Origin of the sequence: Pantoea sp. PNA 03-3, assembly GCF_003201175.1 — a bacterium.
GTDB lineage: Bacteria > Pseudomonadota > Gammaproteobacteria > Enterobacterales > Enterobacteriaceae > Pantoea > Pantoea stewartii.
In genome coordinates, this window is sequence record NZ_QICO01000005.1 from 1 (window position 1) to 21,222 (window position 21,222).

Here is a 21,222-nt window from a genome sequence, read left to right on the forward strand (position 1 = left end):
ACAAAGTCCGTCACGATCCCCAGGCCCCTGATGCCTGGGGCGCACGTATTACTTACGACATTCCGCTTAATGAGGCGCGAATGGCACAGATAATGGCAGACAGTAAAGACAACGTTTATGCATTAAGGAGACAGCAATGACCGCACGTTTTCACTCGGCTCCCAGCCTGCGCGAAGAGCGGCTTCCCGGCGGGGCGCATACCTCACTCATTCTGCGTAAAGGACAGATCCTGCGCCTGACCGATCTCGACGGCGGCGCTAACGTCAGCATGATGATGCTCAATCCTCACGAAAAAAGTGAACGCCTGAATCTGCCGGATACGCTAAAGGGTCAGCATACTGCCCGGCTCACCACCGGGCACTGTTTCTACTCCGATATGGGCCGAGTACTCGCCGGAATCGTGGCGGACAGCTGTGGCTGGCACGACCCGTTTGGTGGCGTACTGAACGCGGCAGAAACGCACGAAAAATATGGCACGGGGCGCTATCAGGAGCTGCGGAATGGCTTCCATCGTAACGGCGTCGATAATCTGTTGGTCGAAATGGGCAAATGGGATTTGGGTCTGGAAGATCTGCTCATGGTCGTTAACTTCTTCAGCAAAGTTACTGTAGATGAAGATGGCCGCTTCCACTTCATCACAGCGAACAGTCGCGCGGGGGATTTTGTTGAGTTGTTTGCCCCTATGGACGTCCTGATCGTTTTGACCGCGCTGCCGCATCCGATGGATCCTGCCCCGGACTATGCCCCGCGCCCCATTCAGCTGAGCTGGTATCAGGCGGATGACGAACAGGCCGCTACCGAAGCGTTGTTTATCCGCGATGAAAACCAGCGCGCGATTCGCAATACCCTACTTTTTGCCCTGTAAGGAGGCAGTGATGACCATGATTTCCAGCGACCGCCGTCCTGAAGATGCCGTGTACCGTCACGTGATCCCGGCGGGAGAACCCTGGCTGTTTGAGGTTAAAAAAGGGCAAACACTGCGTCTGCTCGATTTGGAAGGGAATCAGGCGATCGATACGCTGTTTTACAACGCGGATAACCCGCGTGAACGTTACGATCCTCAACGTACGCTACGCCGTCAGGGTAAGGCTTACCTGACCACCGGCAGCGTACTCTATTCCAATCTGGGCAATCCGTTGCTGACTATTATCGCCGATACCTGCGGCCGTCACGATACGTTGGGCGGGGCTTGTGCGCAGGAAAGTAACACTGTGCGCTATGCCCATGACAAGCGCTATATGCACAGCTGCCGGGATAATTTTCTCTGTGCCTGCCTGCACGATGGCCGTCTGCATAAACGCGATATCGGTGCCAACATCAACTTTTTTATGAATGTCCCTGTTACCCCGCAAGGGGGACTGACCTTTGAGGACGGCATCTCTGCGGCCGGTAAATACGTTGAACTGCGTGCTGAGTGTAATGCGGTGGTTTTAATCTCTAACTGTCCGCAGTTAAACAACCCCTGCAACGGCTGGAACCCTACACCCGCCGAGGTACTGGTGTGGAACTGAGTCCGGCGCGGCTGAGCGTTACGCGCGCCTGAACAACATCAGCCCCGGGGACGGCCCCAGGGGACATATCGACTTTGTGCGGGACGGCCCGCTTCCCTGAGAGTTCCGCTTATGTTTGATACCTTACTGATTGCCAACCGTGGCGCGATTGCCTGCCGCATTTTGCGCACCCTGCGTGCCATGCAGGTGAAGGGCGTGGCTGTGTACGCCGAAGCCGATCTCGGTAGCCTGCATATCCGCGACGCGGATGAAGCGTTAAGCCTTGGCGACGGCCCGGCGGCGCAAACCTATCTGGTCGCCAAAAAAATTATCGCCGCAGCGCAGCAAAGTGGCGCACAGGCCATTCATCCGGGCTACGGTTTTCTCTCTGAAAATGCCGCGTTCGCGGAAGCCTGTGAGGCCGCAGGACTGATTTTTGTCGGTCCAACGCCGCAGCAGTTGCGAACCTTTGGCCTGAAGCACACGGCCCGGGCCCTGGCGAAAGCCGAAGGTGTGCCCTTACTGGAAGGCAGCGAATTACTGGCCGATGCCGCCGAAGCCTGCCGTGTCGCCGGGACAGTCGGTTATCCGGTGATGCTGAAAAGCACCGCGGGCGGCGGCGGAATTGGCATGCGCGTTTGCCGCGATGCGCACGAGCTGGCCGACGCATTCGATACGGTACAGCGGCTGGGGCAAAACAACTTCAGCGACGCCGGCGTGTTTCTCGAAAACTATATCGAGCGGGCGAGCCACCTTGAGGTACAGATTTTCGGCGACGGACTGGGTGAGGTTATCGCGCTGGGCGTGCGTGACTGCTCGGTGCAGCGGCGTAATCAAAAGGTCATCGAAGAAACCCCCGCGCCCAATCTGCCCGAAGGAATGGCGCAGGCGCTGTGCGAGGCGGCGGTTGCGCTGGGTAAAGCGGTAAACTATCGCAGTGCGGGCACAGTGGAGTTTGTTTATGACAGCGTCGCCCGCCAGTTTTACTTCCTGGAGGTCAATACCCGCCTTCAGGTAGAGCATGGCGTAACGGAACAGGTCTGGGGTGTTGACCTGGTGAAATGGATGATTGAACTGGCGGCGGGCACCTTGCCGCCGCTGCGCGAGCTGGCCGCGGGGCTTCAGCCACAGGGCCATGCTGTTCAGGCACGGGTTTATGCGGAAGATCCGGGACGGCAGTTTCAGCCTTCCCCCGGACTGCTCACGGAGGTAGCCTTTCCCGAAACCGAGAATGCCAGCCTGCGCATTGATCACTGGGTCGAAGCCGGCTGTGAAGTGCCGCCGTTTTTTGATCCGCTACTGGCAAAAATGATCGCCTGGCGGCCCAGCCGCGATGAGGCCATTGCCACGCTTTCGCAGGCGCTAGGGGAGACGCGTTTGTACGGTGTTGAAACCAATCGCCTCTATCTGCAGCAAATCCTGGCGTTTGCGCCCTTTGTCCACGGAGAACCCTGGACCCGTTGTCTGGAGCAACTGTGTTATCAGGCGGCGACAGTTGAGGTGCTGAGTGCCGGTACGCAAACCAGCGTTCAGGATTACCCGGGCCGTCTGGGGTACTGGGCAGTCGGCGTACCGCCATCCGGGCCGATGGATGATCGCGCCCTGCGTTCAGGCAACCGGCTGCTGGGGAATGAGGAGGGCGAAGCCGCGCTGGAAATCACCCTCACCGGACCCACCCTGAAATTTAACACCGCCATTGAGGCGGTGATTTGCGGTGCATCGCTGAGCGCTACCCTGGATGGCCAGCCCGTGCCGATGGATTGTGTGTTTACGATATCCGCCGGGGCAACGCTAAAGCTGGGTGCCGTAAACGGTGCGGGCGTGCGAAGCTATCTTTGCCTGAGCGGCGGTATTCAGGTGCCAACGTATTTAGGCAGCAAAAGCACCTTTACGCTCGGCCAGTTTGGTGGTCATGCCGGACGCGCCCTGCGCAGCGGTGATATCCTGCACCTGGCACCGCAGACGGCCCAGGCGGGCACGAAACTTCCTCTGGCTTTGCGTACGAATCTTCCCCAGGTCCGCACCTTGCGGGTGATTTATGGCCCCCATGGCGCGCCGGAGTTCTTTACGCCGGATTATATCGCCACCTTTTTTGCCACGGACTGGGAAGTGCATTTCAACTCCAGCCGCACGGGCGTTCGTCTGATTGGACCTAAGCCTGACTGGAGCCGCGACAGCGGCGGCGAAGCCGGACTGCACCCGTCGAATATTCACGATAACCCCTACGCTATTGGCGCGGTTGATTTTACCGGCGATATGCCGGTAATTTTGGGCCCGGATGGACCCAGTCTGGGGGGCTTCGTTTGTCCGGTCACGGTCATAGAAGCCGACCTCTGGCAGCTGGGGCAACTGAAAGCCGGTGATAACGTGCGCTTTACCGCAGTGGATTTGCCCACCGCGCGTCAGCTGGCCCGGGAGCAACGCCAGGCGCTGGCAACGCTCTGCGCGCAGGAGACGGCCTGGCAACCTGCGCCGCTGACCTCGCCGATTGTTATGACCTGCGGCGAGGCCGATAAGCGCCTGGTGGCGCGGCTTTCGGGCGATACGCATCTGCTCCTCGAAGCCGGGGAGCCGGAACTGGACCTGGTTCTGCGTTTTCGCATTCATGCCCTGATGCAGGCGCTGGAAGCGCATGCAAAAGACGGGGTGATTGATATCACGCCGGGGATCCGTTCGCTGCAAATCCATTTTCAGCCTGAAATTCTCACCCATGACGCGCTGCTGGCATGGGTGCGCGGCGAGTGGCTCACAGTTTGTATGCATGATGATCTGCAGGTGCCGACGCGCGTGGTGCATCTGCCGCTTTCCTGGGACGATCCCGCCTGCCGTCAGGCGATTGAAAAATACATGACCACGGTACGTCCTGATGCGCCGTGGTGCCCCAGCAACCTGGAGTTTATTCGTCGGATTAACGATCAGCCTGACGAGCAGGCGGTCTGGAAAACGGTATTTGAAGCCAGCTACCTGGTTATGGGGCTGGGCGATGTCTATCTTGGCGCGCCGGTAGCGACACCGCTGGATCCGCGCCATCGTCTTGTCACCACAAAATATAATCCGGCGCGCACCTGGACGGCAGAAAATTCGGTCGGTATCGGTGGGGCTTACCTGTGCGTTTACGGTATGGAAGGGCCCGGTGGCTATCAGTTTGTGGGCCGCACGCTTCAGATGTGGAACCGCTATCGCGACGTCACCGATTTTGCCGGAAAACCCTGGCTACTGCGCTTCTTCGATCAACTGCGTTTTTACCCCGTATCCGCCGGGGAACTGATGCAAATCCGCCGCGATTTTCCACTGGGACGCTATCCGCTGCGCATTGAGCACAGCACGCTGCGGTTAAGCGATTATCAGCAGTTTCTTGCTCAGGAGGCGCAGAGCATCGCGGCGTTTCGTGACCATCAGCAAAAGGCGTTTAATGCGGAACGCGATCGCTGGATCGCCAGCGGTCAGGCTCATTTCGACAGCCAGGAAAGCGTGGTGGAAGAGGGCGGCGATAGGTCATTACAGCAGGGCGAACAGGGCGTCGAAAGCCCGGTTTCCGGCAATCTCTGGCAGGTGCAAACCACGGCGGGAAGTCGCGTGCGTGCGGGGGATGTGCTGGTCGTGCTGGAATCCATGAAAATGGAGATTCCGCTGCTGGCGCCGTGCGACGGCATCATTCAGCAGATAAACATGCAGCCAGGCAGTGCTGTGCGCGCGGGACAGCGGGTTGCGGTGATAAGGGAAGAGAACGTCTGAAGCGGGAGCGGTTTCGGGCCCCGGATAGCGGTTACCGCCGGGGCTGATCACGCTCGTTGGTGATCTCCGTCTGGCAGGGGCGCGAAGCAGGTATGGCTCGTGCACCTGCGCGCCGAAAGCCATGCGCTCTGGCATGTTATCGGCGCGCTGTTTGCTAAACAAAAACGGCTGTAAAGGTGATGCGTATTCCCGGCCTTTTACGCGTCGCGGACGCTGCCACCATAAGCTTCCGGCACCAGATCCTGCTCGGCATCCCCGCTCTCAAGTAGCATTAACAGACTTTCAGCAACTTTTTCAGGTGAATGCGCGAAGGCGGCAATCTCTTTTTCCTGCGCGCTGGCCTGCTCACGGCCTGATTTAACGGACTGGTAAAATTCTGTCGCGGTCACAAAGGGATAGAAAGTCGATACCGTGATCTCCTCAGAAGCCAGCTCCAGACGGGCAACACGTGAAAGCATATTCAGTCCGGCTTTCGCGCTGGTATAGGCCGCAGAGCCTGGATAGGTTGCCAGCGTTGCACCTGAGCTGACATTAACAATGCTGCCGCGTCCTTGCTGACGCATCGCGGGTAGGACCGCCTGCATCATCCTGAGTGGCGCAACCAGATTTACGTCCAGCAGTGCCATGAAGTCCTCACTGCCGATCGTGTCAATGGCACCATGCAGCCCTTGCCCCGCATTGTTGATTAACGCGTCAACGCGCCCAAAATGGCTAAGCGTGGTCTGAACGGCGTTGGCAATCTCATCATGACGCGTCACATCACAGGCTATCGCTATGGCGTTTCCCAACGTTTGCGCCAGCGCGCTAATGCGTTCTTTACGTCGCGCGATAAGTACCACCTGCGCGCCAGATTGTGCAGCCGCCCGGGCGGTTGCTGCACCAATGCCCGACGATGCGCCGGTTATCATGATTACTGCCCCTTTAATATTCATCGCTTTTCTCGCTCCGGTTGCGGCACTCTCCGCACTGATTTTAGTGCGCACATCATTGCCGCGCGGCCTGAATTCTGCTTATTATTTGCCTGTTTCTGCTTAATTCTGCGTAAGACTGAGCTTATGACAACGGCATTAGACGCCCTGCGCGAGAGCGTGCAGGACTGGCCTGTGGATGCAAACGCGCGTTCGGCCATCCCACGACTGGACATCTACTGGGTCACGCAACCTCTTACTCTTCCGCCCGAGGTTTATCCGCCCTTTATTAGCCTGATCCTGCAGGGTGAGAAGCAGCTGCAGATTGGATCGCGTCTCTTTCGCTATACTGCCGGTCAGGCCTTTATCTCGTCTGTCGATCTGCCAGCAAGCGGTAAGATTGTGGGTGCCAGCGATACAGCGCCTTATCTGGCAGTGCGCCTGACATTCGATCTTGCCGTGATAAGAGCATTACTGCATGTGTCACCCGCAGTGAGTGAACCACCGGACGGACCGGGGTTTGCTGTTGAGGATGCAGATGCAACATTACTGGATGCCTGGTTGCGACTGGTGCGTCTGATTCATCATCCCGAAGATATTGCTGTGATGGCGCCCTTAACGGAGCGTGAAATTGTTTACCGCCTGTTGCGTGGCCCCCAGGGGGCGCTGTTGCGTCAGGCTGCTGACACAAGCGGTTATTTTTCATCCATCCGCAGTGCGGTGAGCTGGTTGAAAACGCACTATGCTTCGCCGGTGCGCATTGAACAACTGGCGCATATGACCAACATGAGTATCTCGGTATTTCATCGTCGTTTTAAAGCCAGCACCGGATTTTCTCCGTTGCAGTATCAAAAGCATCTGCGGCTTTATGCTGCGCGTAATCTGCTCTTTCGTCAGCCCGGTAACGTCGCTGCCGTTGCGTCGACGGTGGGTTATGACAGTTTGACGCAGTTTACCCGCGAATATAGTCGTCTGTTTGGCATCCCGCCCGCGCGGGACGCCAGAGATCATCGTGGGGTAGGCGCGTTTCAGCAGGTGAGGTCGCTTTGATGACCCGCACCCGAATAATGCATCAGGGCACAATAACCATTTGAGAGGGCGCGCCTACGGCAACGTAGTTTCCGGTAAAGGTGATGGCACCGCTCGCTTTGTCCACTCTGAAGCTGGTGATGTTATCGCTACGCTGATTCATTACGTAAATCATGCTGTCATCGGGGGATAACGTCAGCGTTCTGGGGTAATCACCGCGCGTCCACACATCATCCTTATACGTCAGTGTGCCGTTAGCATTGACCTCAAAGTGCGCAATGCTGTCATGCAGACGGTTGGCCACGTAAAGATTTTTCCCGGCCTTATCAATAACTAACCCGGCTGCAAAACTGGTGCCTTTATAACCGGCAGGCAGCGTAGAAACCGTGGCCTTTTCCTGCAAGGCACCGGTATGCGGATTAATAAGGTAATGCGTGAGTGTCGAGGCTTCTTCATTGACTAACCAGAGCGCACGACCGTCGGCGCTAAAGACGAAATGGCGCGGGCCTGCTCCTGCTGACGAGGCATTTATCCATGCGGGTTTACCGGGCGTGAGCGTACCGTCTTTATTCAGGTGATACTGGTAAATGCGATCCAGTCCCAGATCCGTCGAGTACACAAACTGGCCCGTAGGATCGCTGGCGACCATATGTGCATGCGGACCGTTGTGATCGCTAATAGCAAAACTGCCCTCCGGTGCCGCCGCGGGTTTGCCTGCGCCTGCCGGGCCACTGTCCTGATGATGATCGACAGCCTCACTCAGCCTGCCCTCTGACGTCACCGCAAACACTGTGATACTACCGCTGACATAATTGGCGACCATCAGGTAACGCTGATCGGGTGTCATAGACAGATAAACCGGCCCCTTACCTTGGGTGTCAACCTGATTTAATGCCGTGAGCGAGCCGTCCGGGTCAATCTGATAAGCGGTAACGCTGCCTTTTTCGGTCTCACTGGCCACATAGAGATGTTTACCATCGGCTGACGCGACCATCTGCGCCTGATTGGGCAGTTGACTCACCAACGTTTTTCCCGACAGTTCACCCTGCGCATTGATCGTGAATCGATAAACCCCTTCGCCATCAGGATTATAGGTTCCCACATACGCGTAAGATGCCTGAGCCATAAACGGCACGAAGGCCGTAACGCTTGCAACGGCGGCGGCTGTCAGAATCGTTTTATTCATAATTTTTCCCTATTTACCAGTGTCATTAAGCGAATATAACGGTTGCCCGTTCATCAATGCAGTGACTGCGCCGTGAGTAAAAGGGCAGAACGCAGCGTTTCAGTGATGCGCGCTTTGCCTTCACGTCGAAACGATTGCCAGAAAAGTGTGGCGGAGAGTATCCATCCACTTTGTCGTGTCGCTTTTCGGCCTGTCAGAAGCGCCTCTGCGTGGCACGCATGCCTGGCTGCGGTTTTCTGAAGGTGTCCGTTAAGCGTTTGTATTGGGAATGTAAAGCCAGAGTCTGGATAAATTATCAGCAAGCTCTGATGGGATACAGAGAGTGTTTTTCCGGTAGTAAGCGGAAATGTTTTGGCTGGGGATGGGGGATGTCACAGGAGGGGAATGGGCAGAAAGCTGTTTGGGGATAAAGGCTTGAATAAAAAGGCTTTTGCTGACGCAGACTCTTCCTGACTCATCATTATTAACGATTCAGGTTCAGGTCTGGTGTTTGATACAGATGCGAACACCGCAGATCACTTCTGTGCAGCCTGAAAACTTTATTATCTTAAGTAAAACCGAATTCAATGTCAGAAACATGATATAGCGTGGTTATTTTATCATGGTGAATTAAAAAGAAACCTGCGGTGCTTCGAGGCGAATAATTAATTGCCATTCTCTGTAATGGTGCAATGTATTTTCGCGCATCTGTAAAAGCTTTTCGGCGGGGATATATCGATCCTCACCGGGTCCGCTTTCAGGCTTTTCTCCTGTGTGCGAAGAATAACCCGGTCGTCCGGAAATAAAAAGTGGGGCTCTGGACGGTTTCCTGTAAACAAGATGAAGCTAACTCTCTGTCGGTAAAAGAGAAAATGAAAAGTGGGGAGGAGGGCATCGCCCTGACACTCTGTCCTTGAGCTGTGGTAACGGCGGAAGTTGCCATACAACAGGCTGACTCAGAGAAAACCTCGAAAATTGCCCAAATACAGGGGGCGGGAAAAGCGATAAAATCTGTCTGGTCAATTACCGCATAAGTGACTCGCATCGGGTATCATATCATTCATATGCTAAACTCTTTTAATTAATAATCTAAGCCGAATTCGTCCTCTTTTTATATCCGCATTCATTCAGGCAGACATATTAAAAATTGCTCGCGATAAGGCGAGCAGAGTGAAATTAATATAAAATTTGATCTTAACGCTATAAAGGTGTTGTGGTGATGGTAATAATGTTATTAAAATTTCCCGCAGTAGGTTTATCGTCGGAACGGACACCTGTGAAACCCAAATCAAAAACATGACTGGCGGAATTAACTGAAAATGATATTTTACCATCAGAGCCGAAAACTGTTTTTTTTCCATCAATATCTGTAAGGAAATTCAAACCTCCGCCAGCAACGAGATACCCGCCAGATGTTACCTTATTGGTGCTAAGGATAATATTAATACCAGCACTGTAAGAGCACTGTGAAATAACTTTCACACTTTTACTGACACCAGTCGACTGACCAGGAGAAAGAGCGGCGAGTTGAGAAGTGGTAAAGGTCCCCATATCCAGATTCGGGTTACTGACAGATGTCGTGCACACAGGCGGTGGGGGCAATACATTGACTGTGTAGGTAAACCTGTCGGAGTTTTCTCCATATCGGTGATCAATATTTATGCTTATCGTTTTAGTCTCAGAGGATTCATTTTTGAATGTGGCGTATACAGTGTCTACTAACTTCTCTACCTTTTTATTTGAATCAGGGCGGTTTGAGGGGAAATAACGGTTCTTTTCATGGTTGAGAGGGATTTTTATATTATTTGCGTATGAAGACGTACCATCACTATAAGTATATGTAACATTGGCAATGACAGAATCATTATCAACCTGAGCATCGTCACTTTTCCATCCTGTAATATCATAATCGTATGCAGGCTCAATGCTATGGCCATTATAAACAGACTGTAACTGCATTCTGCATACCTTACCTGACGTGCAGGTAAAACTGCCGCTGACGGAATCTGCAAAAACAGACCGGGGATGTAGAGAACAGACAAGCACAGGTATGATACAGAAAACTATGAATTTGCATCTCGCCCCCAAAAAAAATTTAAGGAAAAAGCTAAAAGTCAGCGTATTATTCATTTTGTGTATTTACTCATTGAAGGGCGATGCCGTTAAGAATAAACGACATTCGCCAGTCATTTTCAGTAAGTGAAATAAAAGCTACCCGGTACGGGCAGCTTTGCTAATTAGTTGTACGCAACGTTGAGCGTGACAATACTGCTAAAGTCACCAGCCGTGGGTGCGGTGGCAGACGTCTGGATTAACTTTGCGGTAAAATCCATTCTCACTTTGCTATCCACTATCGCATAATCAACAGAGCTGCTACCGTTGGGCAAAAGCTGGGTTGTTTGTGTGCTACCACCGTACAGACCGAGTGCTACCCCTGCAGCTCCTGAACGGGTACTATTTGCAAAAAGTGTCTGATTGGTTCCGTCAGGGGTTCCATCTGCAGTCACAGTAACTGATTTAGCACCAGCGCCACAGCCTTCTAAATCCAGATGAAATGGTTTTGTCGCACCTGGTTTATCTGTGCCCGTAAAATCTCTAAGAGATGCCCGGCCTAAAGATACATTGATTCCAGAAGCACTCCATCCGGGCGTACAGGTATTGTCAACAACCGTTGCTGTTACATTAATTTTTGCAGTATCAGTTGCCGCATAAACATCAGTAGCTGCGCATGCAATTATGATATTCATCAAGAAAGCAGCACTGAACTTTTTGGTTGAAGGCATTTTAGATCCTCAATAGTTTTCATTTAAAATTTGAAATAAGAATGTTTGCAATAGTTCATATTTCACTTACACACCAGAGACATTTGAATAATGCTTTTATCCTGTTTTATTTTTGAAAAGTCATAACGGGCAGTACATTGTTCGCCTGTATGATTTCCCCATTTAGCCCTAAGCAATCCTTTCTCCTTTAAACCGGTAAGATATACCTCTCCATTTTCATCAATAATTCCGGCTTTATCATCGTCAGAGACAGAAACACCGGCACCAAAAGGTAAAGGTTTATCCTGATAAATCAGGTTTAAAAGAGCTTGATGCCCTTTACGAACGTTAAAACCGGCAAGCACTATCGCACCTTCGGTAGGAGTAACGTATTTGACGGGCTCTTTAATTTCAGTAAACTGATCAAGCGAGCCGACATTAAGAGCGACACGATTTCGACGATAATCTGAAGCATTATTTTTGATTGTATAACCACGCCAGTCAGTTCTCACTCCCGGACTATCAGTTACAGGTATATACGATGCTTCAGGTGCTTTAATGAGAATATTAGTTTTACTCAGCTGCTGACCAAACGTCAGACCATATGACGAAAGTACCACGCTTCCTGTAGCTCCATATCTTAACTGGCTGTAATTCTTACTCTGACCGTAACCCAGTGAAATACCGCCATAGGTACCCAAATAATCAATGGCAGCGTCGCCGGAGTTACCCTCCCGCTGGTTATAAACCTGACTAACACCCCAGTTTAAATTATTGTTTTCCAGAGCACTTCCGCTGAGCTGCATTTGATTAGAGGTACTGCCGTTACCGCTGTTAATATTGTATGCCAGGTAACTATTACTCAGCATACCTCTATTGGATAACCAGTTATCAAGTGGAAGTGAAAAAGAGAGGTATATACTCTTATCAGCATAAGGCTGATCGCTGTATTTACTATACCCTGCGGAGACTTGATAATTAACCTTCCAGAATGAACTGTTGAATCCGACTTGAAAAGAAGTGGTCGGTGTCATGCCACTCCAATATGTCTGCCGACTTGCTGTCAGATACAGCGAGCCTACTTCCCCGAGTCGTTGTGTTATATTAGCCTGTATAAGATTTTTTTTAGCTTGATAGAGGTTGTAATAATCACCCCAGTTTACTTTATCGTTATTAGGATTAATGCGGTTTGAAAGATCATCACTGGCCCATCCGTTCATTTTTTTCAAAGCCGCTTCAGATAGCGTGTAATAACCCCTGGTAGAAAATCGGTTTGCCATTAACTGGAATGTTGTCCCTACCGATGACAGAGATCTTGCATACATCAATCTCCATGAAGCACCACTATGCTTCGATTCATCAGCTAAAAGACTCTCTGCCCGGGTAACATCGGCTGATATGGCACCGAGAAGGCCAGCATTTAAACCTGCACCGATTGCAGCCGCCTGATAACGGTTTGCTAGCTGCGTGCCACCATAAATGGTTGTATCATCCGTTACACCCCACTGAAAAGTTCCATGCGCAAAGTTAAGCGGATCATATAAGTTGTTAGTATCTCTGACTTTCCCGGCTGCCAGCGTATAAACAACACGTCCTTCTCGTTGTAAAACCGGTACAGAAGAATAAGGCACAACAAAATGTGTCTTTGTACCATTAGTTTCTACAATCGTAACCCTGAGGTCACCACTGTTGCTGACGGAAGCCAGATCAGTAATAGAGAATGCCCCTGCAGGCACTGCCGTGCTGTAGATAAGATTACCGTTTTGACGAACATACACTTCGGCATTACTGGCAGCGACACCTCTGATTACCGGCGCGAAGCCCTGCATCGTGTCGGAATACATTGCTAAATCAGTCCCTATTTTAAAACCACTGAATGAAAAAGATTCAAATATGTTTCCATTCGACTGTGTATTACCTATGACGAGGTTACTCTTCCATGGAACGATAGGCCGCATTAAATAAGTATTCAGATGTTCCCAACTATGCTCTCGCTTACCGTTGCTCCTATATCGAGTTAGTATACTGTTATCGCGTAAACGCCACGCGCCTGTGTTTATGCCAGTATTTAAGTTCATATAATCGTTAAAGGCATTTCCGTATACGGTACTGTTTTTATTTCCTGAATATTGCCAGCTCAAAAAAACCGCGTTTATGCCGTTGTCCCATTCAGTTTCATTCGTTGATTCATTGTTTTTCAAAATTAAATATGCTTGTGGGATATTAATGTCCAGCCTCATTTTGGAGAAGCTGAATCGTGTATACGCAGAGTCTATATATTCTCCCGGATTAAAACATTTCGTTCGGGACGTATTATTTATCTTAGTAAACGTGTTAAAGTTCAAGCCGATACTTTGAAAAAAATCCGGCCTGAGACAAGCCATTAAACCGGTATCATCTCTTACGCTTTTTGTTTTTATATTCATATAATGTATGGAAGTAAAATAAATGTTCTTCTTTTCAATGAATGAACCATTTAAATACACGTCAACATTATAATTTCCAGGTAATTGTCTGCCCGGGGTAGAGAACACAGATAAATCAGCTACATTATTGACATTGTCTGAAATCATAGCTGGATCAAAATTAAGTCGGGCAAAACTAATTTTAGGGTTTAAAATTATGGTCAATATAAAAATACTTTTCACAAAAAAAGATGTTCTTTCCATTTTTATTGCTTTTTTTGTTATAGCACTTTGGCATGAATTGGGAGAGTGTTCGCACCATAGTCATTAATGGTTGAGTAAATAATCAGAGATGAGCTTGTATCCCCTGATGTTAATAATTGCTCTGAAAAAGGTTTAACCATCATGCTTTCGATATTTTGTGAGCCGTATTTAATATTGACCATGGTCAGGTAATAAGGTGTTGGATTTTTTACAACTATGCTGTTATTACTTTTCATGAAACTTAACTTTGCCGGTGCTTTCTCAGGAGAGGGGCTTAACCCTGACGGACGCACAAATAATTTAATGCGGCTTGCTATGGCGATACGGACATTATTCTCATCATCAGTTTTTTTTCCGATTGAAGGAATACCTTTCGCAATGAAGTAGTAAAGAGACTCTCTGTCTTCCGGCAGATTATGATTCATAAGAATGAGCCTGAGAATGTTCTCATCCTCAGGACCACTCAGATAAAGGGGAGGGACTACAATCAAATCCTTGACTTTCATACCTGCCTGATTTTCAACCCAGGACTGTACCAAAAAAGAATCTTTGGATGATGTGTTAGATATAGTGAAAGTCAGTTGTTTATCATCCATTGGATAAACAAGTCTTGTTCCTTCTATAGTAATACCACCATCAGCAATGGCGTGATTAAGGAAAACTAAAAAAAACGCAAATACAGCTATAACACTTCGTATTTTTGACATGATCTACAATTTAACCTCAAAAAACCCTGATGCGGCAACTACATGACTTCATAAATTGATATCGGCCTCTTAGTTTATTAGACCTGGGTAAGTCATGATGTGAAGGATAACTCTACCATTTTCTTTTTTATTTTGTTAAATATGAGATCTGAATAAATCTGAAGTTTTCTTTTTATGCTGAAATGATTTTTTTAATTAATCTTTTGTTTTTTACTAAAAACAATTCCGTTGTTTGATTTAAATCAATTGTTAACTTAAAAAAGGTCTCCGGAATTAATGTGGATATTTGCTGTTCTTTACAAAAGAAGTCTGTGCGCCCACCTGTAACCTGTTAAAGAAGATGAATTCTTTTATCAAAAGATTAGATAGCATTGATCTTTGTGAATGTGCTGTCCATGAATAGCCGACTTTTTTGATATTGCTGATTAAACAGGAAAGAGGTGGTGGTTATGAGCCTGTGCGCTATCAGAAATTCCAGTTAGGTAGACTGATTCATTTTTTGCATTTACATAATTATTGCTTACACCGATCTGAAAATTATCACCGCAGCGCAGCAAAGTCGCGCGCAGGCAATTCACCCGGGTTACGGTTTTCTCTCTGAAAATGCCGCGCTTGCGGAAGCCTGTGAGTCCGCAGGGCGGATTTTTATCGGCCCAACGCCGCAGCAGTTGCGAACCTTTGGCCTGAGGCTCACAGCCCGTGCTCTGGCGAAAGCCGAAGATATGCATTGCTGGAAGGCAGCGAATTACTCGTCGATGTCGCCGAGGTCTGCCGCGTCACCAGTACAGCCAGTTATCTGGTGAGGCTGAAAAGTTCACCTGCGTTCAGGTTCGGGCTGCCTCCGTAGAAACAGGGGTTATTGAGTTCTTCAGTTGTGTACAACGCCTGCGCCCTCACGTTCAGCCGGAATTATCATCCTGACGCTTTTGTGAAGATACCGCTGATAGTGACGCGGGCAACCTGACGGTCGGGAACGCACTCCGGCCACCAGCTGACCTGTCATCAGTTTCCTTCAGGCTTATCCTCTTTCAGGTAAACCGGATCGGCGCTCTTTGGCAGAGTCAGGGAAATCTGGCGCTAACGGTCGAGGCGCTAATGAAAATAAACCCGCAGTACCTCTGACTGCTGCAGTTCTGCTTCCATCGGGATAAGGGTTTATTCATTTGCTCTTTACAGACAACACAACGCCTGAGGCTGCGAGATCAATATTGATTTATACCGCTCCAGCCTGTCTTTCGCTGCAATATCATGTGACGTAGTAACTCTTCCTGAATACAGTATGGTGCCTGTACAGACAAAGGCGGCAGGAGAGGGTGATATAATGGCCAGAACGGCCGGTGGGATTACGTGTGCGGTTTTTCGTCAGACACATTCAGGGAAAGCTTCAATAGTGCGCGGCGGGTGACAGATGCTCTCAGTATTTTCCGGGAGTTTACACCCAGCTTTTTCTGCACGGAATTGATGGCTTCTTTAACCTTATCTTGAGAAAACCTAAGTTATTTAGCGAGACTCTCTCTCTCGTAATGTGATAGAAGACCAGCATGCAAAGATGAGTGGCCTGCTGCACAGTCTGCTCAGGAAAAATGTTGTAAGCGATTCATAATTTACGTATTCGTTAGCAGTCATCGTGACTTCATGATCACTTTAACTGCGATACGTTTTCCTGAGTTCGTAAATCATGTTACTGATTAATTCGTCCTGATATAAAAAATACGGCGAGTTTCAAAAGTCACTCAACAGATTGTCAGGTATAGAGTTTTTATTATGGAACCTGGTAATTTTGTTAAGACAGCTCAGAACGTTGAATTTATAAAAAATCTTAGTGAATATAAACGAGAAAAAATAGCGTTCCCTGGTGTTGTTTATATTATGTAAAAATCACATGGCTGAATGCCCTAATCCAGACCCATCATGCGCCAGAAATATACTACAAAAACAATGCCATTTTAAATTTCTTGCAGTCTGTTTTTTATTTATATACCCTTGCAGAAAATAAAAGGGAATTAAGCATCTTCCGGTCTGTTGTTTCATTTACGTAGGATACACCACACCGCAATGGAGTAAATGGGGTTATTCACCCCATTGACAGATGCAATGACTTGTGTATAAGGATTCTTATTCCACAGAGAGTAATCTGCTTTATACATCTGCAAGCCGCAAGGAACGTACTTTGAAGATCACACTTATTACCAATCCTTCCCACCAGGAAAAAAACGTTATCACTGATGGACTCTGGAGCCACAACGCCACATTCCATCCCGTTGAAATCGAACCGTTTCTGCTTTACTGCACAGACGATGATGGCAACGTAGCTGGAGGTCTGATCGCTCAGACATGGTGGGGGACTCTTGAAATTCAGTATTTATGGATCGCTGAACGTATCAGAGGTAAGGGATATGGAAAAGAATTGATGTCAGCTGCTGAAGCAGAGGCCAGAAACCGAAACTGCCACATGGCCACAGTGGACACGTTCGATTTTCAGGCCAGGTCGTTCTATGAAAAGCTCGGTTACAAAGAGTATGGATCACTCTCAGGCTATGCACATAAGTTCAGACGTCACTACCTGGCAAAAGAATTTACGTAGCATACCTGCGAAAGCAGAGGTATGTATGCAGTATAAGAGAGTCTGCGCGAACACACTGTCCATCATGATCAAAATGATCGAAAAACTGGATGAACCGTGGGGAATTAAAGACTGCCAGTCCAGACATCTTTTTATGAACAAAGCCGCCCGCATGTACACCTGCACACCGGCGGCTTTCGATCTTGAGGGTAAACTTGACTGCGAATTTCCCACAACGTGGGCGGAGCAGGCGGAAGGGTTTATTGAACATGACAGAAAGGCGGAATCAGAAGGAAAAGGCGTCAGCGTGATAGAGACCGACTTCTGGTTTGGCCGAAAAGAACTCTACCCTTATATCAGTGAGAAAATACCCTTCAGGGATGCGAACGGTGTCTGTATGGGGACACTGTGGAATGCCAGAAAAATAAGGGTCCTTTCCCCGTACGTATGTATCAGTGATAAAAAACCGGGCGTCCTGCATACAGCGTCCGACCAGTCTGTATTCACTCGTTCGGAAATGGATATGATTTTTTATCTGATGAAAAACCTGAGTCAGAAAGAGGTCGCAAACCAACTCGGATTATCCACAAAGACCATTAATAACAAAATGCAAAATATATACAGAAAGACAGGAGTTAATTCAGTTTCTGCGCTCTATGAATTCTGCTTACATAAAAACCTGCAGAATTACCTGCCTGAATTTGCCATTAATAAAGGCATAAAATTTATCTGACCGGAGCACTTATGAGCTTGCATGAAAATTATTCTGTTGAAAGGGTTCCGGCCGCAGCCCGCCTGCCGTTCTGGGGCGTGGCACTGGTTCACATGGGGATGCTGACTGCGCTGGACCAGTTCATGTTGGGGGCCACCCTTGGTCACTCAATGAGCTATGCACACGCCTTCATCGCCATCACCGCCGGCAGCCTGATTTTCTTTGTCGCAACGTTTGGGCTGGGTTACGCCGGTATGCGGGAAGGCATCTCCGGCAGCCTGCTGGCTCGCTGGTGCGGTTTTGGCCGGGGAGGTTCCGTGCTGGTCAGTCTGCTTATCGCCGTCAGTCTCCTGGGCTGGTTTGGCATACAGAATTCCGTCTTTGCCAGTTCGCTGGATCATGCCCTTGGCCAGAAACTCGGATTCCACTGGGCAGCTGCGCTTTCAGGTCTTACCCTGACGCTTATCGTGGCTTTCGGTTTCAGAGCGCTACGCTTTGCCGCCCGCATAGCGGTCCCGGCGTTCGCCATCAGCGTTCTGTACATCTCTACCGTTCTGCTGAAAGGTCAGGACATGGGGGCGCTTTCGGCGCTGTCTGAAGCAGGAAAAGGTCTTTCCATCAGTGATGCCATTACGCTTGTGGTGGGAGGCAGTATCGTGGCCAGCCTGATAACGCCAGATCTGACACGCTATTACAGCAACGGCCGGCAGGTCATGCTCATGACGGTTCTGACCATCTTTGCGGGAGAATACATTATCAACGGGCTGGCAGTGATCATTTCCGTGATATTAAATACTGCAGACGTGGTGACCATTATGAGTCAGGTCACCGGCGGCATTGGGCTGGTCGTCGTGGTGTTTTCGACGATGAGGATCAACGACATCAACCTGTATTCGTCCTCGCTTGGCGTGGCCAACGCGATTGAAGCTTTTACGGGGAAAAAAATCCCGTACGTGGTTATCACGCTTTTCATCGGCCTTGCCGGCACTACGATGTCGGTAATGGGCATTCTTGACCGTTTCGTCGACTTTCTTAACCTGCTGGGTGTCCTGTTCCCGCCAGTCATCGGAGTCATGATGGTTGACTATTTCATTCTGAAAAGTGACAGGAAGGTACTGGACGAAAGCCGGCGCAGGAACGCCTTACCCGACGAAGCGCAGACGAAAAACTTCGGCTGGAATGCGATCATCGCCAGCCTGTTGGGCGCGGTAGCGGGTTATTACGTCACCTACGGCGTACCGGCGCTGAACTCAATCATTGCTGGCTGCCTGATGTACCTCGTACTGAATTTTATCAAAGGACAAATGACGTCACGGGACAGTGAAAGCATATCCGGAATCTGACAGCCGTAAACATGCCCTGACACAGACTAATCTGCGCTGTTTAAGGCGGGTACATTCAGCCACGCTTCAGCGGCCTTCCTGGCCGCTTTCTTTACCCCGTGATCATTACGCGTCAGTACTGACGAGGAAGAGCTGACGCTGCAGAACAGCATTTTTGAAGATGCCCGGGGCAGGGATGGTTATGTTGACGGCGTTTATAAAGAAAAGGCCTCAGCGACCGCGCTGAACTCCAGCGCATGATTGCCGACCTGCATGCCGGTGAGGTGGTTGTAGCCGAAACAGGCCATGTATTCATTTTCAGGGAGCAGGTCAGCTGGTCGGTAAGGCTCATCAGCATATAAATCCAGCTCTTCAAAATATAAAACGGCTCAACTATTGTCATCGAATGATGCCGGGAACCAGTACAGCAAGGCCTTGCACAAGCTGGCGATTGCGCAAGCCACGGCGGCGATTCGCCATTGCCAGCGGCCCGGACTCGCTATAACGAACAGGCAGACGCCGGCAGTGGTGAACCGTCAGGCCGAGTCGTTGTGATGCAAGCAAGGTGGTAAGTCGGCCATCAATAACGTCATGCACGATCTTGATGCGGTTAACTTCATTCATGGTAAAGCACGCCGAACCCTAAGCCGTCATCAGGTTTATCCTCAGCCCGGAAGCCTTGGTAAAAGGACGTCAATGCGGACATCTCAATACAGCCAGAGGCAGACATCTAAACTTAGCCACTACAGTAAAGTGCGCATAATCATAGTTATGTTAAATGATGTAGCTTTTATGTAATTATCTGCCTATTACCAGTCCTGTAAGTCGCCCTGTCTTCACAATCCTCCTGCTTCTCGTTTTTCAGAAGCGTATATCTGGTCGCTGCGCCTGTAGCGAAAGCTGTATTGATACTAAAGCACCCACATATTTAGTGGAACTGGTGGACCCCTAACTCCCACTCACAAAAGGTTTAACGTTAGTTAAAGTGGCTTTTACCATCCATCCCCAGGGAAAATAAGAGGTATCATTGATATGGGTTGCGTATCTTCCAAAAACTCCATCACGTCTGATAGTTTTCGTTCTTACACATTAAATTCTCCAGACAATTTTGGGGCATCATCATCTTCTGCGGTCAGGCGTCAGGGACATTCCCCTAGATATGGCGAGCTAAAAGGACCACAACCTAGCAGGTTGGTACCTTATCAGCAGTCTCTGGTCGGTGTGGCACGTTGGCCGGATCAAAGGTTTAACAGAGATGATTCACCTCACCAAATGGCATATGGACAATCTTTTTACAATAAAACCAGAGAATTGGGTTCGGAAATTGCTGAGGGCTCAGTGACAAACTTCCATGAGCTTTGGGGTAAGGCCCGTGAATGGAGAGCAAACATGGCTTCCGAAAACGCACATGTTTTTCGGGAGGAACGTGATCCCAATACTTATAAAGTTTATGGAACGCCTTTAGCTGAACAGTACGCTTATGTAGCCCGGAAGTTAGCTGACCGAAATGATTTAGAAACCAGCCCTTCTCAATATTCTCTTCCGCCAACTAAATCCCTTCAAATTATAGGGAAAATAAATGGTGAAAAAATTCCCCTTACACAGGTTACAGTCAGTACAGATAAGAATGCAGATCGAATGCAAGAACCTTATTTAAGTATACGCCAGCGAGGGTTCGATGATATTGGAGAGCCGAATCAAATGTTTCATACAAGTGCTGAACATGTACCGCTAATCATGCAACATGTTGAAGATCTGTACAGAAAAGCTATCGATGCAAGAGAACCTGATTCCAAAGCATTAAACACGCTGGCAGAAATGCATTGGTGGATGGCGCATGCCATGCCAGACAAGCGTGGAAGTGCAGCGAAAACTGAATTATGTGTTCGTTCTATTGCCCAGGCAAGAGGCATGGATTTAGGACCTATGAAACATGGTATTGTGCCGGACCTGGAAGCAATGACCATGCAGCTTAAAGATTTCATGAGAAAGTATGAAAGTTTTTTTGAAAAACCATAATGATATTTATCGAAAATACTTCTCATGACTTATTTATTTAGTCCTGCTAATCTGTCATAAGTCATAATAAACCCGGCGTTTTATAAAATAATTTTTCCTTCCTTTACGCTGGTCCGGCTGGGCCAGCTTGACTCTTTTTGG

15 protein-coding genes and 2 pseudogenes are annotated in these 21,222 nt (G+C 49.3%); 10 read left to right on the forward strand and 7 right to left on the reverse strand.

Features of this window, described 5'->3' with window-relative positions:
* The 4 genes and pseudogenes from C7433_RS14800 to uca all read left to right on the forward strand — a co-directional run.
* A pseudogene (locus C7433_RS14800) lies at positions 1-140 on the forward strand (ABC transporter ATP-binding protein); the annotation flags it as partial.
* A complete protein-coding gene (locus C7433_RS14805) occupies positions 137-865 on the forward strand; it encodes an urea amidolyase associated protein UAAP1 (RefSeq protein WP_110268439.1) in 729 nt (242 codons plus the stop codon). The pseudogene C7433_RS14800 and the gene C7433_RS14805, both read left to right, overlap by 4 nt.
* A gap of 10 nt (positions 866-875) precedes the next feature.
* Positions 876-1,511 (forward strand): urea amidolyase associated protein UAAP2, encoded by a 636-nt coding sequence (locus C7433_RS14810; RefSeq protein ID WP_110268440.1) that lies wholly within the window; start codon positions 876-878, stop codon positions 1,509-1,511.
* A gap of 111 nt (positions 1,512-1,622) precedes the next feature.
* Entirely contained in the window at positions 1,623-5,225 is a 3,603-nt protein-coding gene (uca, locus tag C7433_RS14815; RefSeq protein ID WP_110268441.1) for an urea carboxylase, read from the forward strand.
* Positions 5,226-5,422: 197 nt separating this feature from the next.
* On the opposite strand, the gene C7433_RS14820 is transcribed toward uca, so the two are convergent.
* Positions 5,423-6,133: an SDR family oxidoreductase gene (locus C7433_RS14820; protein ID WP_233255789.1), complete on the reverse strand. Its 711-nt coding sequence runs from the start codon at positions 6,131-6,133 to the stop codon at positions 5,423-5,425.
* A gap of 147 nt (positions 6,134-6,280) precedes the next feature.
* On the opposite strand from C7433_RS14820, the gene C7433_RS14825 reads away from it, so the two are divergent.
* Positions 6,281-7,183, forward strand: coding sequence for an AraC family transcriptional regulator (locus C7433_RS14825; RefSeq protein ID WP_110268443.1), 903 nt, complete (start codon positions 6,281-6,283; stop codon positions 7,181-7,183).
* A gap of 22 nt (positions 7,184-7,205) precedes the next feature.
* Here C7433_RS14825 and C7433_RS14830 read toward each other — a convergent pair whose 3' ends face one another.
* The 5 genes from C7433_RS14830 to C7433_RS14850 form a co-directional block, all read right to left on the reverse strand.
* A complete protein-coding gene (locus C7433_RS14830; RefSeq protein WP_369974384.1) occupies positions 7,206-8,348 on the reverse strand; it encodes a lactonase family protein in 1,143 nt (380 codons plus the stop codon).
* A gap of 1,179 nt (positions 8,349-9,527) precedes the next feature.
* The gene (locus tag C7433_RS14835) at positions 9,528-10,286 is read right to left on the reverse strand and encodes a hypothetical protein (protein WP_110268445.1); all 759 of its coding nucleotides are present in this window, start codon (positions 10,284-10,286) and stop codon (positions 9,528-9,530) included.
* A 278-nt stretch (positions 10,287-10,564) separates the two neighbouring features.
* Positions 10,565-11,110 carry a fimbrial protein gene (locus C7433_RS14840; protein WP_110268446.1) on the reverse strand — a complete coding sequence of 182 codons (546 nt, stop codon included), beginning with the start codon at positions 11,108-11,110 and terminating at the stop codon, positions 10,565-10,567.
* A 62-nt stretch (positions 11,111-11,172) separates the two neighbouring features.
* Complete coding sequence (locus tag C7433_RS14845; RefSeq protein WP_110268447.1) at positions 11,173-13,758, reverse strand: fimbria/pilus outer membrane usher protein; 2,586 nt, start codon at positions 13,756-13,758, stop codon at positions 11,173-11,175.
* 17 nt (positions 13,759-13,775) lie between these two features.
* Positions 13,776-14,465 carry a fimbria/pilus periplasmic chaperone gene (locus tag C7433_RS14850; RefSeq protein ID WP_110268448.1) on the reverse strand — a complete coding sequence of 230 codons (690 nt, stop codon included), beginning with the start codon at positions 14,463-14,465 and terminating at the stop codon, positions 13,776-13,778.
* A gap of 533 nt (positions 14,466-14,998) precedes the next feature.
* On the opposite strand from C7433_RS14850, the pseudogene C7433_RS24070 reads away from it, so the two are divergent.
* The 4 genes and pseudogenes from C7433_RS24070 to C7433_RS14870 all read left to right on the forward strand — a co-directional run.
* Positions 14,999-15,282 (forward strand): annotated as a pseudogene (locus C7433_RS24070) (biotin carboxylase N-terminal domain-containing protein); the annotation flags it as partial.
* 1,353 nt (positions 15,283-16,635) lie between these two features.
* Positions 16,636-17,049: a GNAT family N-acetyltransferase gene (locus C7433_RS14860; RefSeq protein ID WP_033742594.1), complete on the forward strand. Its 414-nt coding sequence runs from the start codon at positions 16,636-16,638 to the stop codon at positions 17,047-17,049.
* A 73-nt stretch (positions 17,050-17,122) separates the two neighbouring features.
* Entirely contained in the window at positions 17,123-17,761 is a 639-nt protein-coding gene (locus C7433_RS14865) for a LuxR C-terminal-related transcriptional regulator (protein WP_226374662.1), read from the forward strand.
* Between the two features lie 11 nt (positions 17,762-17,772).
* Positions 17,773-19,083 (forward strand): cytosine permease, encoded by a 1,311-nt coding sequence (locus C7433_RS14870; RefSeq protein WP_110268449.1) that lies wholly within the window; start codon positions 17,773-17,775, stop codon positions 19,081-19,083.
* Between the two features lie 378 nt (positions 19,084-19,461).
* On the opposite strand, the gene C7433_RS14880 is transcribed toward C7433_RS14870, so the two are convergent.
* Complete coding sequence (locus tag C7433_RS14880; protein WP_110268450.1) at positions 19,462-19,686, reverse strand: hypothetical protein; 225 nt, start codon at positions 19,684-19,686, stop codon at positions 19,462-19,464.
* Positions 19,687-20,094: 408 nt separating this feature from the next.
* Here C7433_RS14880 and xopAH point away from each other — a divergent pair, with 408 nt between their 5' ends.
* Entirely contained in the window at positions 20,095-21,081 is a 987-nt protein-coding gene (gene xopAH, locus C7433_RS14885; protein WP_033742588.1) for a XopAH/AvrB family type III secretion system effector, read from the forward strand.
* Positions 21,082-21,222 lie beyond the last annotated feature (141 nt).

Bases quoted from the DNA above. Each gene is read 5' to 3' on its own strand.
- C7433_RS14805 (WP_110268439.1), top strand. From the start codon at position 137: ATGACCGCACGTTTTCACTCGGCTCCCAGCCTGCGCGAAGAGCGGCTT.
- C7433_RS14810 (WP_110268440.1), top strand. From the start codon at position 876: ATGACCATGATTTCCAGCGACCGCCGTCCTGAAGATGCCGTGTACCGT.
- uca (WP_110268441.1), top strand. From the start codon at position 1,623: ATGTTTGATACCTTACTGATTGCCAACCGTGGCGCGATTGCCTGCCGC.
- C7433_RS14820 (WP_233255789.1), bottom strand. From the start codon at position 6,133: ATGATAACCGGCGCATCGTCGGGCATTGGTGCAGCAACCGCCCGGGCG.
- C7433_RS14825 (WP_110268443.1), top strand. From the start codon at position 6,281: ATGACAACGGCATTAGACGCCCTGCGCGAGAGCGTGCAGGACTGGCCT.
- C7433_RS14830 (WP_369974384.1), bottom strand. From the start codon at position 8,348: ATGAATAAAACGATTCTGACAGCCGCCGCCGTTGCAAGCGTTACGGCC.
- C7433_RS14835 (WP_110268445.1), bottom strand. From the start codon at position 10,286: ATGCAGTTACAGTCTGTTTATAATGGCCATAGCATTGAGCCTGCATAC.
- C7433_RS14840 (WP_110268446.1), bottom strand. From the start codon at position 11,110: ATGCCTTCAACCAAAAAGTTCAGTGCTGCTTTCTTGATGAATATCATA.
- C7433_RS14845 (WP_110268447.1), bottom strand. From the start codon at position 13,758: ATGGAAAGAACATCTTTTTTTGTGAAAAGTATTTTTATATTGACCATA.
- C7433_RS14850 (WP_110268448.1), bottom strand. From the start codon at position 14,465: ATGTCAAAAATACGAAGTGTTATAGCTGTATTTGCGTTTTTTTTAGTT.
- C7433_RS14865 (WP_226374662.1), top strand. From the start codon at position 17,123: ATGATCGAAAAACTGGATGAACCGTGGGGAATTAAAGACTGCCAGTCC.
- C7433_RS14870 (WP_110268449.1), top strand. From the start codon at position 17,773: ATGAGCTTGCATGAAAATTATTCTGTTGAAAGGGTTCCGGCCGCAGCC.
- C7433_RS14880 (WP_110268450.1), bottom strand. From the start codon at position 19,686: ATGAATGAAGTTAACCGCATCAAGATCGTGCATGACGTTATTGATGGC.
- xopAH (WP_033742588.1), top strand. From the start codon at position 20,095: ATGGGTTGCGTATCTTCCAAAAACTCCATCACGTCTGATAGTTTTCGT.